9 protein-coding genes are annotated in these 14994 nt (G+C 54.4%); 8 read left to right on the top strand and 1 reads right to left on the bottom strand.

Annotated elements, in window-relative coordinates; translation table 11 throughout:
* Positions 1-515 precede the first annotated feature (515 nt).
* The 6 genes from K8U03_24175 to K8U03_24150 all read left to right on the top strand — a co-directional run bounded on the left by K8U03_24175 (position 516) and on the right by K8U03_24150 (position 7112).
* Positions 516-1457 (top strand): NAD-dependent epimerase/dehydratase family protein, encoded by a 942-nt coding sequence (locus K8U03_24175; protein ID MCE9607994.1) that lies wholly within the window; start codon positions 516-518, stop codon positions 1455-1457.
* Positions 1454-2755 carry an HAD-IIIA family hydrolase gene (locus tag K8U03_24170; protein MCE9607993.1) on the top strand — a complete coding sequence of 434 codons (1302 nt, stop codon included), beginning with the start codon at positions 1454-1456 and terminating at the stop codon, positions 2753-2755. The genes K8U03_24175 and K8U03_24170 overlap by 4 nt, the downstream gene beginning before the upstream one ends.
* Positions 2752-3762, top strand: a complete 1011-nt coding sequence (locus K8U03_24165; GenBank protein MCE9607992.1) for a GHMP kinase — start codon at positions 2752-2754, stop codon at positions 3760-3762. The genes K8U03_24170 and K8U03_24165 overlap by 4 nt, the downstream gene beginning before the upstream one ends.
* 352 nt (positions 3763-4114) lie before the next feature.
* On the top strand, positions 4115-5101 hold the full coding sequence (locus tag K8U03_24160; protein MCE9607991.1) for a hypothetical protein: 987 nt from the start codon (positions 4115-4117) through the stop codon (positions 5099-5101).
* A 98-nt stretch (positions 5102-5199) separates the two neighbouring features.
* Positions 5200-5982 carry a glycosyltransferase family 2 protein gene (locus tag K8U03_24155; protein ID MCE9607990.1) on the top strand — a complete coding sequence of 261 codons (783 nt, stop codon included), beginning with the start codon at positions 5200-5202 and terminating at the stop codon, positions 5980-5982.
* A 122-nt stretch (positions 5983-6104) separates the two neighbouring features.
* Positions 6105-7112 carry a hypothetical protein gene (locus tag K8U03_24150; GenBank protein ID MCE9607989.1) on the top strand — a complete coding sequence of 336 codons (1008 nt, stop codon included), beginning with the start codon at positions 6105-6107 and terminating at the stop codon, positions 7110-7112.
* A 666-nt stretch (positions 7113-7778) separates the two neighbouring features.
* On the opposite strand, the gene K8U03_24145 is transcribed toward K8U03_24150, so the two are convergent.
* On the bottom strand, positions 7779-10289 hold the full coding sequence (locus K8U03_24145; protein ID MCE9607988.1) for a glycosyltransferase: 2511 nt from the start codon (positions 10287-10289) through the stop codon (positions 7779-7781).
* Between the two features lie 893 nt (positions 10290-11182).
* Between K8U03_24145 and K8U03_24140 the strand changes: the two genes are divergently transcribed.
* Entirely contained in the window at positions 11183-12847 is a 1665-nt protein-coding gene (locus tag K8U03_24140) for a DUF4384 domain-containing protein (GenBank protein ID MCE9607987.1), read from the top strand.
* A 39-nt stretch (positions 12848-12886) separates the two neighbouring features.
* A complete protein-coding gene (locus tag K8U03_24135) occupies positions 12887-14989 on the top strand; it encodes a caspase family protein (protein MCE9607986.1) in 2103 nt (700 codons plus the stop codon).
* Positions 14990-14994 lie beyond the last annotated feature (5 nt).

Below are 14994 nucleotides of genomic sequence, written 5' to 3'. Positions count from 1 at the left end.
CTGCTCCGCGACGGAGCCGAACGAACCGTCGACAAGCTCTGGAAGCTCTGCGGCACCATCCTCGATCGCTTCACCGAAACCGAATGCCGGAACTACTTCAAACACTGCGGATACCGACACACCTAACTTGAAACCGCTCTAGAATCATCCCAAAAGCTGCGCGGTGATACGGGCCTAAGGACAGTGTCCTCGTTTTCGTTCCGAAGCAGAGCCTGGAAGCAACGTCGAGTTTTCGTCTGAAGCCGACGTCCGAAGACCGCCATGACTAAGCCGCTCAATCAAAGCGAGCGATCATCGCAAACCGTGTCCGTCGCGCTGTGCGACTAAGACCCGAGCGGCAAGGTCGGCGAGCCGATGTCATTGTCGTCATTGCTAGCGAGTATTTGCCGGCACTTCCAACGAATGAGGCGATGCCGTTTGCTATTGGTCCTGTTTTGTCTAGCCGCTAGAAATGGAAAACCTCCGAAATTGCGATTCGGATTCCGACCCTTAGTAAGGAATATCAAGGACAAAGCGTGAGGGTACTCATTACCGGCGGAGCCGGTTTTATCGGTTGCCATGCATCGGCAGCCTTACTTGAGCTCGGCCACGACGTTACGGTGGTCGACGACCTCTCGCTAGGGAGTCGCAATAACGTTTCGCATCTCCTAGACCATGAGCGGTTCCAGCTCCAGGTATTCGATCTACTTGATTCGTGCGCTCTCGACGCCCTGATGGCCTCGGCCGGGATCGAATGCGTATTTCACCTAGCAGCCAACTCCGATATCGCGCGTAGTCACGATAATCCGGATGTCGATTTCGATCGCACGCTACGAACTACTTACAACGTCTTGCGCTCAATGCGCGCTCATGACGTAAAACAGATCGTATTCGCCTCGACTTCCGCGATCTACGGCGACTCTTCGCAACCGTTGGACGAGAGCTATGGTCCGCTGCTGCCGGTCTCGCACTACGGCGCAGCGAAGTTGGCCGGCGAAGCGTTCATCAGCAGCTTTGTTTCCAATTACGGCATGCAGGCTTGGATCGCGCGGTTTCCGAACGTCGTCGGCGAAAAAGCCACTCACGGTGCGATCTTCGATTTTATCAATCGCCTTCGTAGCGACCCACACAAACTGCGAGTCTTAGGGGATGGCCGGCAGGCGAAGCCCTATCTTTACGTGCGCGACCTCGTCGACGGACTGCTGCATATTTGGCAGCACGCCCATGAGCAAATCAACGTTTACAACATCGGCGTCGCCTCGCGTACCAGCGTCAAGCAAATCGTCGATACGGTGGTGAGCGAGATGCAACTCACGCCTGAGATCCAATATACGGGCGGCTCTCGCGGATGGATCGGCGATGTCCCGCAAGTGACGTATCGGATCGACAAACTCCATTCGCTCGGCTGGCGGGCGAAGTGCAGCTCCGATGAAGCGGTGGTAACGGCCGTGCGAGCCATTTTAGACGTGAAGTCATGAAACTCGTCATCATCGCCGGCGGAAAAGGAACTCGCCTCGGCTGCACCACGATACCGAAACCGATGGTTCCGATCGGCGGGATGGCGGTGCTCGAGCATCAGCTGCGATTGGCTTATCGCTATGGGATCCGCGAAGTATTCATTCTAAGCGGCTTCTTGGCGAATACGATCTTCGATCACTTCGGCGACGGTAGCGCCCTCGGAATGAAGATTACGCATGTCGTCGAGCCCGCTCCTCTCGGTACTGCAGGAAGCGTCGCCTTACTTCGACATGTCATCGACGATCGCTTTATGGTGTTCTATGGAGATGTGATGCTAGATATGGATCTGGCAAGACTCATCGCCTGTGACCGAGAAAAGAATGCCCTGGCAACGCTGGTCGTTCACCCCAACGACCATCCCTACGACAGCGATTTACTTGAGGTCGACGAAAACGGTTTCGCCCGACAGTGGCATGCCAAGCCCCATGCTGAAAATGCCTGTTACGGTAACACCGTAAACGCCGGCGTCTATATTCTTTCACCGGAAGTGTTTTCGTACATCTCGTATGGCAAGTCGAGCGATTTCGGACGCGACGTTATCCCATCCATGATCCAAGATGGCCGGCGCGTGTTTGCTTATCGGACTCCCGAATTCCTCAAAGACATGGGCACGCCTGATCGCTTGGCGGCGATCGATCATGCGTTTGTAAGCGGGCGCATTTCTCGAATGAACTTGGCCCATTCTCGCTCGGCCGTATTTCTCGACCGCGACGGAACGGTGGTCCGATTCGTAGATCATCTTGTTCGTCCCGAAGATCTGGAACTAGCAGATGGCGCCGCAGCAGCCATTCGAGCGATCAATCGTAGCGAGCATTTGGCCGTACTCGTCACCAATCAGCCGATGCTGGCTAAAGGAATGCTTAGTTTCGAGGAACTCGCGCAAATTCATACTCGGCTTGAGACCTTATTAGGTCGAGAGCACGCTTGGCTCGATGCCATTTACTTCTGTCCTCATCATCCTCGATCGGGCTTTGCAGGCGAAGTCGGCGAATTGAAAGTCGACTGCGAATGCCGGAAGCCTAAGCCCGGCATGCTGCTGCAAGCAGCCGCGGATTTGAACATCGCTCTTGAACATTCTTGGATGGTCGGCGATCAGGAAAGCGATTTGATCGCAGGACGAAGAGCGGGCTGTCGTACGATCCACATCGGAGCGAACTCATCGACACCGTGGGGAGATGCATCGGCAATGGACTTGCCGGATGCCGTTCGCACGATCCTCGAACAGCCGCACACGGTTACCAAGAAAGCAGTCGCATGATTATCTCACGAACTCCGCTGAGAATCAGCTTCGCCGGCGGTGGGAGCGACATGAAAGAGTTTTACTCGGCACACGGGGGAGCGGTCCTCAGTGTGGCGATTCGTAAATACGTTTATTTGTCGATGCATCCGTTCTTCCACCAAGACAAGATCTTTTTGAAGTATTCGGAGAGCGAACTCGTCGATTCGACGAGTGACATCAAGCACAAAATCATTCGCGAGGTATTTAACGAATACGGGATCTCCGGCGTCGATTTTAATTCCAGTGCGGATGTGCCTGCGGGAACGGGCCTAGGGTCGTCGTCGGCATTCACCGTCGGTTTAATCAACTTATGCAACGCTTATACACGCCGCGCCATGCACAAGTTCAAAGCCGCGGAATACGCCTGCCAAATCGAAATCGACAAGCTCGCAGAGCCGATCGGTAAACAGGATCAATATGCGGCTTCCATAGGAGGCATGAATTATCTTCGATTTATGCCCGACGGTGAAGTCAAGGTCGAGTCGTTAGCATTATCGGAAACGGTATCCCGACGACTCCAAAACAGCCTACGGATGTACTACTTAGGGTCGAGTCGATCGGCGAGCGCCGTCCTTCGCGAACAGCGCGATAACATTCGGCAGGATTCGGCGAAGATCGCCTCGCTAAAGAAGATCACACAGCTTGCCAGAGACTTGAGAATCGCCGTCCGAAGCGGCGACATCGATGCCTTCGGCGAGATCATGCACACCGGCTGGATGCACAAGCAGGAACTCGCTTCCGGAATCTCCAACGAGAAGATCAATCACTATTACGAGCTTGGCATCAAGAACGGCGCGACGGGAGGCAAACTACTCGGAGCGGGCGGTAGTGGCTTTTTGCTCTTTTACGTGCCGGAACGGCGACAAGAGCAGTTGCGATATTCGCTCAGGGAACTGAAGGAATACGAGGTTGAGTTCGACAGCGAAGGCAGCACCGTGATCTATAACGATCAAACCCAATCTCGAAACATCGCACTTGCGGCATAGGCCTGACAACTTACGGAGCGCAGCCACGACGAACCGGACCGCAAAGGCCGCTCAGAGCTCCGCGGACGAAGTCGAATGTCGATTCGGCCTCGGTGCTTGTACGACACGCTTCTTGTACGAGTTGCATGCTAGCTTCACGGAACGACACGGGCATTCAGCGCGGCGCATAAGCCTTCTTCGCCTCGTAATTCGCCCAGCTGTAATACGAACCGATCAGGCTTGTTGAGTTCTCCTGCCTCGTGTTACATTCCCTCGTTCGACTAGATGCCATGCGTCTATTTCTGCCGGCATTGCATGCATTTCGGCATTCTACGATCCTACGGCATTCGCGCAAGGCACAAAGACCACGGGTATGCGTATTCAACTTAATCCGAGCGATGGCACTCGCGCGCTGATCGTAATTCCCGGCACCGTGAATTACTTTTACAACCAATGTGGCGTGCGCATTGCGGAAGCGTTAAACGTTCTTGGAGTCGAATCCGAGATACTGACGCTATCTCAGGTCTCGCCGGACCGTGATTACGATCTTTGCATCGCGACGAACTTAACCGAGATCTTGCACGCTTACGGCGATCGCACAGCCGCATTAGCTCGGCTTTCTTCTTTGCGACGTCGCTCTCGAGTGATGGCAGCTTGCGCAATCGACTGTGCTCGAACACCGTGGTACACCAGCTTACACAAGTTAAGCAATCGTTGCGAAGCGGACGTCATCCTCGACTTAGGTCTCTATGACCAAACCGACCTTCTCCATTCGAAAAGTCGGTCTAAATACCGATTTCTTCTGTCCGGCCTGACTCCTTCGGAGACAGCCTCTCTCGATACGATCCAAGCGCACGATGCTACGCGAACCATTCCCTGGGCATTCGTCGGGCACGCGACGTCGCATCGCGCCGCACTAGTGGATCTTCTGGTTCAGACCGTCGATCCCCGAGGATTCGTTTACATGCCGGCAGCGGCACCCTACACGGAAAAGGGCTCGCCGCATCTGAATCAGCAGCAGTTCGAAAAAGTTCTAACGCGTACCGAATATCAAGTGTGGTGCTCGCATCATCACCATTTTTACTTGGAGCCCGAACGGTTTCGGGCATCGCTTCTGACCGGTGGAGTGCCGATCAAGGTAACCCTAACGTCCGACAGGCCCCCGCCGAAGATGCCGTTCGACTATTTAGTCTTAAATATCGAACAGGCCGTAAAGCAAATGCAGCCGAAGATGTTCTCGGATTTAAGAGCTCGATATCTCGCCGAATGGAGATCGTTTCCCACATTGGCGCAAGAACTTGCCAGAGTGTTCTCGCTGCCGACGATGATTACCGAACAACCCACTCAACTGGCAGCCTAACCGAACAACACCGACGCACCGACTCAACTTAGATCGGGCGATGTTTGCGGCTGTCGAAGCAACGCATCGAATCAATAGCGGAATCAAGGAGCATCGCAGTGGGAGCGAATCCGGCAGGCGTGACGATTGCCATACCGAATTGGAATCATGAGCTTGTATTGCCTCGGGCAATCATCTCCGCGCTCGCATCGGCAAAAATTCTTCGTGAACGGGGAACTCCTTGTGAAATATTGGTCATCGACGACGGCTCCAGAGACGGATCATTAACGTTGCTGCGACAACTGGAGGCGATCCATTATGCCGACGGAATGCGTCTCTTGGCTTTTTCCGATTCGCGCAGCTTGGCGGAAGCAAGAAATCAAGCCTTGTTGAATGCGCAATACCGTTACGTGGCTTTCCTAGATGCAGACAATGAGTTAGTGCCCGAAAACCTACCCACTTTAGTTCGCACGCTGGACGACACGAGCGCCGCCGTCGCATACGGCAATCTGCTGTATCGCACGGCCGCTTCTCAATGTGCTTTCGGTGTCTTAAGCAACGAACCTGTCCAAGGCGCCATTTTCGAACACAACTATATCGACTCTTTTTCTTTAGTAGACCGAGATCAATTGCTGGACGTCGGGGGATACAACACGACATTCAATGTCATGGAAGACTATGAGCAGTGGCATCACTTAGTGACGAACGGTAGGCTCATTGTTTTTGTTCCGGTGGTGTTCGGCTATTACTATGTTCTTCCGCAATCGATGAGCAATAACCTCGATCGATACCATGAATTTGCACCTCGCTTCGGACGAATGTACGACCAGTTTAAGGTCCGAAGCCGACTCGCATTTAACACGAAACATCTTCGTTACTTCCCGGACATCGGCTACATCTGAAGCCAATTCGTTATATCGAAAGCCGACTACTACAAAACCTTGCTGAAACGATTATCGATCCGTTGCGACTAACGACTATCGCGCGTTTCTAATAAACGGATCAGCTCACTCCGAATATACGCATGCAAATCACTTCTCAAACGGATCGTTGTCGGCTTCCATCGATTTATTCGATTTTTCATCCGATCGAAGAATACTGGAACTCCTGCCGACCTGATCGCCGGGATGAAGTCCTCACGGACTTCATTAATCCTGTGGATGTCATGCTGGCTCATTCGATATTAGACAAACTGATTGGCAAGCAATCGGTCGTCGACTTAAGCGCTTTTACGAATGAAGGGGTCGGCAGCATTCTTTCGCTACGGCATCCGAATGTTTCGGACGTCGTCGTATTGTCGGAGGAATCTAATTCCGGCAAACAGGTGAGGCGGTCGCTCGAAGAGTTCGCAAGTAGCCATTGCAAAGGCCGCTCACACCTAAACTTCTCGACTAAGCAAGAATTGAGCCCTTGGAATACGCCTAAGGGACCGGTCGTAGTGCTGGTGAACGCAAAGGGGATCGCCGCCGCGCATCTTACGGAATTGATCGAGTGCTGGGTCACATGTTCCCACGATACGATCCTTCTGTTGTTCGATATCGGCGTGACGGGAAAGTGTCCGATCATCGAAGCACTGGTTACCCAGTGCGGGATCTCGTCCCCTTTTCAGTTACATTTAACACGTGAACTGAGCGATGCGTTTGTTTCGAGTCGCTTGGCGGTAGTTGCCTCAAAGTCGAATTCCGAAATCGAACGCGCTCTCTTGCGTATTCGACAACAATATGCCGGCAACAATCGCATGGTGGATTTGTTAAATGCCTCCAATCTCGCGCAGATTCGCGACAAGAATCTCGATACGGATTTGTTGCGCCGATTCCCAAATTGGAGCGCTACTCATAAAGTCGTAGAAACGGATGCAGCGCATTCCGTCGCAAGAAGACTGATCCGAATTCGCGAGCGAATCGCTCCGGACCACAGCCTTCGTTACCGCGCCATGCAACTAACCCTAAGAGCCAATTGCTACTGGCGCACGCATGGCTTCGTCCGCATGATTCATGCCGCCGCGAAAAGGTGCCTCGGAATCAAACGGTAGCGAAGCATCTTTCGATCGCGATTGAAATCCGTCCACCATTTTCCGGCCGACTTAATCCACCGCTTAGTTCTTCGTGCATGCTTCGAGCATACCATTGAATGCACTGCTCGGAGTCGTGGCTCCCAGTCTTGCGAGAGTCGAGTTCGGACTCGCTGCGCGGAGCCCATTGAGCATTTGACGTAGCGCGACAAAGCCGCCTGTTTTGCAGGCATTCCGTCTACAGTCGCAGAGCGTGAGACGATTGCTCCGCAGCGGAATGAAAACCTCGATTTCGCGACATTAAATGATCGCGACGAGGAAGATCGGTAGCCCTCATAATATGCGATCGTCTTACGCGGTCGATGTTTGTCAAGCAGTTCTGTCGGCTCGCGTTATGTCGTGCTCGCTGCCCGGGGCCCGAAACTCGCGAATCTATGCAGCATGGCCTAATTCGGCGTGTGAGGACCGAAGCACCGCCGGCCCCTCCTCGCATACTTGCGGCCAAACATCCGCCTTTGCTCAGCGGCAAAGTTGAAATAGTGAATCCAAAGGCCGAAGAGTTACGGCAAGTCTTGCCACTGACCGAGAATCGCGATATTGACGGACAACAGATCGTTCTAAAGTCTCATCACGAGCCATGCTTGCCTTTGGTCGAGCCGGATCCGATTTCGGATCGACAAGTCGAGGTCAAGCGAGGCTTAATTCGGAACGACGCGAAGGGAATTCGTAATAGTCGGTCCAAAGATCGAAGTAGATGGTATCTTGTTGTTTATTGAAGGATGCATCGGGCGCACTTGCGAACTTGCGGTACGCCGCGAGAAGCCCGGAGTTAATCTCCGCGGGATCCGTCGTGAATGGAATTACGTGTCCGAAACCTGTCTCACGAATTCGAGCGGCCGGAGCTCCGATGTCGAAAGCGATAGGCAACAATTGCCCCAGAAATGCAATCGAAAGCGTGTAGCAAAATGTCTCCGGCACGACCGATGAGAAAAATGCGCAATGGCAACCGCTCGCCTCAAGCAAATTAAATACTTCTCGCTCATCGTAGGCGCCTGTGACCGTGATGTTTCCGACCGACAATAATTCTTCCGTACGATCGGTTATACCGATCACGTGAAACGTGATCGGCAAACTACGACGCAAAGCATCGCGAGCACATTCAAGAAGAATTGCCGAACCCTTGTGAGGTCCGATCGCACCAATGACTGCGACTCGCAATGCCTGATCTTGGACAAATGGAGCAGCTACCGGTCGAGCTCCTTTGTAAACCGCCTCATGAGGTCTTATCGTAAATTCGATGTTCGGCATGTAGCGACTCATTCGAATTGCAACGTCTTCATTGGGAACGAAGACTTTTCGAGCACGGGATAACCAAGTTCCGTGTTTGGCGCGCCAGTCGTCGATGTCGATATTGCGACCCGCCGGACTTCCGCCTCGCTGGATACAGACCCGACACTTCGTACTTGCGGGCTCTCCGCAGTAGCTGTTGGATTCATCCATCAGATTAATCCGCGGACAGACGGTAAAATAATCGTGGAGCGTCACATCGTACGGTAGTTCTTCGTCATGAATAATCTCCAGCACGTCGTCCGGCACGTCCACGGTATGGTGTACGTGTACATGAATAATTCCGAGTTGTCGCAAGGCTAGCCGGAATGACCAATATTCATCCGGTAGCGAAAAAAACAAATTGGGAGTATCGGCGATACCCGGACGTTCAAGGCGCACTCGCCCTCCGTCGGCTGGGCGGAGAATAATAGCTCGCACCCCTTCGGATTCAAGTCGACAGGCCAAGTCGACCACATGACGTTCGGTGCCACCGCCCAAATTGTGAGAGACCAGAAGTATCGCCGCACTCCCTTGAGGTGACTGCCGAGAAAGACGAATAAGGTCTATATTGCGACGATACTCAAAGGCAGGGTCATGACGCAAATGCACTTCAACATGGTACTGATGAGATGGATAGAGACTATTAAGGATCTTTTGGGCTCGGTCACAGGCGGCTTGCTTGCTGGCGCCGAAGGATGTCGCACCCTTATGATAAACATAGGTATCGGTCGCCAATAGATTGCGCCATCCAAGGTTTCGAGCGCGGAAACAAAAGTCATTCTCTTCGCCATAGCCGGTACCGAACAACTTATCATTGAAAAAGCCGACTTGGTCGAGACAGTCGCGCCTAATATACATGCAATATCCGACACCTGTAGGCACATCAACAGCCTCACTACAGTTCACATCGGCGCAAATGCGATCGATTTCACACGGCGTAATATTTTCCGGAATCTGGCTACCGGTGTAAAAGGTTGGATAACTACAAATCGATGCATTATTGGAGAATGGCGTTACGGTGCCGATCCTACTGTTTTTGTAAGCCACCCGCGCAAGACGTCCGATCCAGTCGCCGAAGACCTCCGTATCGGAATTTAGTAGGATCACGTCACGGTCCAACGCCCGCTTCATCCCGCGGTTGACGGACTTAACGAAGCCGAGATTACTCGTGTTTTCAATAAGTGTTACACGGCCGCCGTCGGCGATTTTTCGTAGATCGTTGTTTAATAAATGATCTGGTCCGCAATCGCTGATCACAATAACTTCGCAATCAAGCGGCAGTTTCGCGGCTAGCACGCTTTGAATGCATCGAAATGTCTCTCCTCGTCCCTTGTATACCGGAATGATGATGTCTACCGGTTTATTTAGTTTTCCTTCGCGTTTCGGCTTAAAGGACAAGATTTTAGCTAATACCTTATCTTCCGACTCCAAAACACTTCGCTCTGAAATCTGCAATTTCGCACAAGCAGGGCTTTGTTCTTTGGCCGACGTATCGGGCATTGGTCCCAATGTGTTCGATGGTCGCGTAGGACGCAACTTACGCTTTAACTTCTTTGCCAGAGAGACCAAACCTCGTTGACGCCATTCGGTCCAAGCAGCTAAGGCAATTCTTCTAGTTCTGCGCCGGACGCCTTTGACTATACCGAGTATCCCACGCTTTGGCGGCACCGTGACCATGGCGTCGAGCGATTGATTCAAGCTTTCCGTAAACGGGTTCGGTCGAATGACGGAGACCGCTGCCAATTCCCGACTGAGACGGCGCGCTTTTCGTTCCAAGCTAACAACTTCGATCGGCAAGCTTTTCGCCGTTGGCCCGGAGTCTTTTGGATCCTTGTCACAACAAATCACCGGCGCTTTTTGACTACTCATAGGATCCTTCCCAATGGCACTGTTCGCACTAAGTCTTTGCAAGTATTAACGTTGCCGCTGAATTTATTTCATTAAGATATTTGGCGCCCAAAATGTATCGAGTTTGTGCACCGTAGAGAAGATCAATCGAACTGTCGATGCCGCTAGCATTTGTATCGATGGCATGAATTTTTAGGCAACGCGAGCCTGCCTTATAGGCACCTTCGTCGTATGGTCAATGTTTGAGTTGCAGACTTCTCCGGAAGCGGGGTGTCGAACACGAAACGTTAGAAACTGCCGGCAAGCAAGTTCGGCGACAATACGTCGAACGCCCAGTCGAACCAAGCAATTCGCTTGGTGTCCGTAAGCATGCGTTGCCGGCAGTCGGATTGCTTTCGATGCCTGCTGCGCCAAGTGAAATACAGTTCACTTTCGAGATCGGATCCAGGCAGGACGCACGATGCGGTGGCGGTATTGCGGCAACGGCGGCGGTAGTTCCGGCATGCTCTTGAAGCACGCGGTTCTTGATGGCCGATTCCGGCTCCATGAAGACTTCATCCATGCGAGCATGATTCTAGCGCGCAGGTATCACCAGCTACCGATAGATGACACCGAAATACACGGCCGGCTGCTTCTTAAGTCGGTGTCGGCGGAGAATCGGCGGAAATGCGGTTGGTGGCGCCGACTGAAAAGAAGTGAAACCGCCGGGCGCAGTGCAGATAACTCGCCGCGCCGCTTGTGAAACGCCTGAGAAATTGGTGTGTCACTCGAGCACCCTTTATACTTGATACTTCGCGGGGTAATTTTTCCCGAATACGAACTGCCGCGATTTGTGGCGCAGAGCGTCTCCATCGGCCGCGGCTGAGCTCGAAAAGTCAATGGAACCGTTCCGGATTAAATCCCAAGGACGCGCGATGATGATTCAGTTTGAAAGCCGGAAACATACGATCGTCGGCATCTTCGCGTGCGTCGCTCTCTTTACGTTCGCCTTCTGGTCGCGGCCGGCAACTGCTGCCGATGAAGCGCCGGCGAAGGATGATCCCGAAGCGATCAAGCAGGAAGACCCGAGCTTCTTCGTCCGCATCGGCGTGGATCGAGTCACGCGGCAGTATCGTCACGGAGATCCGCTCGTCGTGAAGGTCACAAGCGAGAGCGACGCTTATGCCTATGTGCTCTACAAACAAGCCGACGGTAAGGTCTATCAGATTTTTCCGAATTCCGCGCAGCCCGACAATCTGCTTCGCGCCAAGCAACCGACGTCGATCCCCGCCGAAGGAGATACGTTCACTTGGACCGTCGGCGCTCCGTATGGACGCGAAACGTTGAAGGTGATCGCTTCTAAAGAGAAGCTCCCGTCGTTGTCGGCGCAAGAGCTCTACGAGGGGCGATTCAACAAGGTACCTCCGCAAGTCGTGGAAGACACGAAGAAGGCGCTCGGCAGTGCCGACCCGAAAGGTTGGGCCGAAGACTCGATCGACATCACGACCTACGCTTCCGATCCGAAGACCGAGGAACCGACCGGCCGGCGCGTGGGGCTGTTCTTCGGCGTGTCGGAGTTCAAATACAACGATCGATATAAGGAAATCCACGAGGGGAAATGGTCCCCTAACTTGGATTGCTGCGCACCAGACGCACGGCTCACCGCACAAGTGATGAAGGAAGTTTCTCACTTGGACGAAGTCCGCATTCTCGTCAACCAAGAGGCCACAAAGGCCGGCATCGAAGAAGGAATTACGAAGTGGCTCCCCTCGGTGACGCGGCCGGGGGATACCGTCGTGATCTTTATCGAAACGCATGGTGACGGCGTCGACGACGACAACGGCGACGAGCGCGACGGCAAAGACGAATACTTCATGACCCAGGAATTCGCCGACCTCAGTTTATATTCTCATTTCAGGAAGCAGCGCACTGCGGGAACCATTTCCGACGACGATCGCCGCAGTTTGGAAGTTTTCGAGGCTTTTATCGCCGCGAACCAGCAGACGATGAAAAAGCTCGGCGATGAGCAGCTTAATAAACTGTTGAACATGGTCTTGATTCACCAGTCCTGCGTCACCGACGATCTCTTCGGTCATTGGCTGCAGAAGCTGGCGGGCCGGAAGGTAGTCGTGATGATGGCCACTTGCCACGCCGGAGGATTCGCCAAAAACGAGAAGTCGTTGAAGCCGGCTGAACGCGCAGCCGAAATCGCGAATTTCGATTTCCTCACCGGCGAGCTCGGCAGATTGAAGGATATCGGGCAGCCCGACACTGTCGTCATCAGCGCATGCACCACGAAGGAGGTTTCGTATTCGTTTAGCTTGTCGAACGACACGATCGACGCTCTCAAGCGCCGCACCGGCGCCGACCTCACGCTCAAGCAGGGAGACTTCATGCACACCTTGCCGTTCGGGCTGATCGAAAGTCTCGCGGTGAGTCCGCCGCGCCAGCCGATCGACGTCGCCTTCCGCGACATCCGCGACCGTGTGTTGAAGTACATCGCGGCGAACGAGAAAAACTTCGCCGAAACCGACGGCAAACTTCGCCACGAGCCGCAGTTCTACGATTTCTCGACCCGTCCGATTTACTTAAAACCGTAAGCCGCTAGAACCCTTCGTTTCGCTTTTAAGAGGGTTGCCATGATCTCCCGTCGTCGTTCGTTCACGACCGATCTTCGTCAAGTATGCGTAGGCCTGATCGTCGTCGGCTTGTTCGGGGCAGGTGCGTTCGACCAAGGTCGACGCGCGCTCGCGGCGGATGCTCCGGCCGCGCGGCCGAAGTCGTGGGCTTTGCTGATCGGGTGCGGCGAGTATGAAAAGGCGCGTCGTCTCGACTTCATCCGTCGCGATGTCGACACGCTTCGCGAAACGCTCGTCGCTCGCGGCGGCTACGACCCGAAGCGGATCACGGCGATTCACGACGGTGCGGCCGACGACAAGAAGCCGCGCCGCGCGGTGATCGAGCAAGCGGTGACGACGTTTCTTGCGCAGCCCGCCGCCGACGACCGGATCGTCGTCTATTTCTCGGGTCACGGCTTTCGCGCCGCCGATGGTAAGATGTATCTCGCGCCAATCGATTGCGATCCTGAAAGCCCTGAAAAAAGCGGTGTTGCGGTGCAATGGCTACGCGAACGGCTCGCTGCCTGCCCGGCCGGCTTCAAGCTGCTGATTCTCGACGCCTGCCATGCGGGGAGCGAGCGAGGCGGCAAAGATCCTACGAAAGCCCCAGCGAATTCCGAAGAGATCGGCAATCAATTCGGCGATCTGGCGAACGTCGTTACCATCGCAAGTTCGACCGCGAATCAGCCGAGCCAAATCTGGGACGAAAAGCAGCACTCTCTCTTTACCTATTGGCTCAATGAAGGGCTTAAAGGGAATGCCGACACCAGTGGCGACGGCGAAGTCAACATCGACGAACTGTTCGACTACGTGCATCGCGCCGTGAAACGCACCAGCGAAGGAAGGCTCGGCCGACTGCAAACGCCGGTGCGTATCGTCCGCTCGGCGATCGACGGCGTCCCGACGGTCGTACGCCTTACGCCGCAATCGCTGAAGACCGTAATCAACGACGTCGCCGAGCAATTGGCCGATAAGCTCATCGAAAATAAAGTCGCGAAGATCGGCGTGCTGGAATTCATCAATGATACCGATGGGGGCGAGCTCTTAGGAAAGGAGTTCGGCTTGCTCGGCAACTCGTGCGCCGAAATGCTGCAAGAGCGACTCATCGATCTCGGCAGCGGACGGTTCAGCGTCGTCGATCGCCACAGGGTACAAACCGCGTTGAAGCAGCATCGCTTCGGGCTTGCCGATCTCGGCTCCGATGCGGCGCTCAAGGGACTTTCCGCCTCGACCGGAGGAATGCCTGTCGTCGTCATCGGCAAGCTCAAAGGGGATCAGGCAGAAGGTGCTGCGCGAAATCCGCGCGTCGTGCATGTGCAATGCAAGTTGACGCAAACCGAAGGAAGCGCCGATCTCGGGCACTCCGGCGGCACCGCGCTGCTCAACGAAAGCGAATGGGCGATGATCGGCAAGAGTTCGGTTATCCGACCCGAGGATCGGCAGCCGGACCGTCAGCGTCCGGGCGAAGACATCAAGCCGATCGAAGACAAGGTGGTGCGCGAAGCCGACGAGCGTGCCAAGGGCCCGCACCCGTTTCTCGATCCGGCGTTTCCATTTCGGCTGCGGATCATGGTCGGCGGAGTCGAGCGACCAGGCAAAGCCGTCGGCAACGATTGGATCGTCGAACTCCGCAAAGGGGAAACGTATACTATTCAGGTCGAACACTCCGGCAAGCAACCGGTCGCGATGCGCCTCTTGGTCGACGGCTTAAACACGGTCTCGGAAAAGGAATCGACCAAGGGGATCGAGACCTGGATCATCGGGAAGCGCGTCGGCCTCGACACGGCGCGGTCTTGGGTCCTCGATCCGACCTTGCCCGACACATTCAAGGTGAACAACGTCGCGCTGTGGCAAGTGCAGGGCTTCCTCTCCAACGACAATGAGAAGAACGAAATGCGCCGCTTCACTGTGGTCGATGCGTCGCAGTCGCTCGCCGCGCGCTACAAGTTTTCCGATCAGATCGGCATGATCACCGCCGCCTTCTACACGCTCACGGCGAGTTCCGAACGTGCGGTCGGTACCACCGCCGGAGAAAAGGTCGCGGAGACGGTCAAACACGCCAAGGGAGTTGCTCCCGGCAATCTCATCGGGGTGGTGCACGTGAAGTACGTGGAAGCGAACTGAGCTTC

This window comes from Planctomycetia bacterium, from assembly GCA_021413845.1.
In the GTDB taxonomy this organism is placed as follows: domain Bacteria; phylum Planctomycetota; class Planctomycetia; order Pirellulales; family PNKZ01; genus PNKZ01.
This window is presented reverse-complemented; position numbering and strand designations above follow the sequence as displayed.

Coding starts and splice junctions, on each gene's coding strand:
- K8U03_24160 (MCE9607991.1), top strand. CDS start 4,115: ATGCGTATTCAACTTAATCCGAGCGATGGCACTCGCGCGCTGATCGTA.
- K8U03_24170 (MCE9607993.1), top strand. CDS start 1,454: ATGAAACTCGTCATCATCGCCGGCGGAAAAGGAACTCGCCTCGGCTGC.
- K8U03_24145 (MCE9607988.1), bottom strand. CDS start 10,289: ATGAGTAGTCAAAAAGCGCCGGTGATTTGTTGTGACAAGGATCCAAAA.
- K8U03_24140 (MCE9607987.1), top strand. CDS start 11,183: ATGATGATTCAGTTTGAAAGCCGGAAACATACGATCGTCGGCATCTTC.
- K8U03_24150 (MCE9607989.1), top strand. CDS start 6,105: ATGCAAATCACTTCTCAAACGGATCGTTGTCGGCTTCCATCGATTTAT.
- K8U03_24135 (MCE9607986.1), top strand. CDS start 12,887: ATGATCTCCCGTCGTCGTTCGTTCACGACCGATCTTCGTCAAGTATGC.
- K8U03_24165 (MCE9607992.1), top strand. CDS start 2,752: ATGATTATCTCACGAACTCCGCTGAGAATCAGCTTCGCCGGCGGTGGG.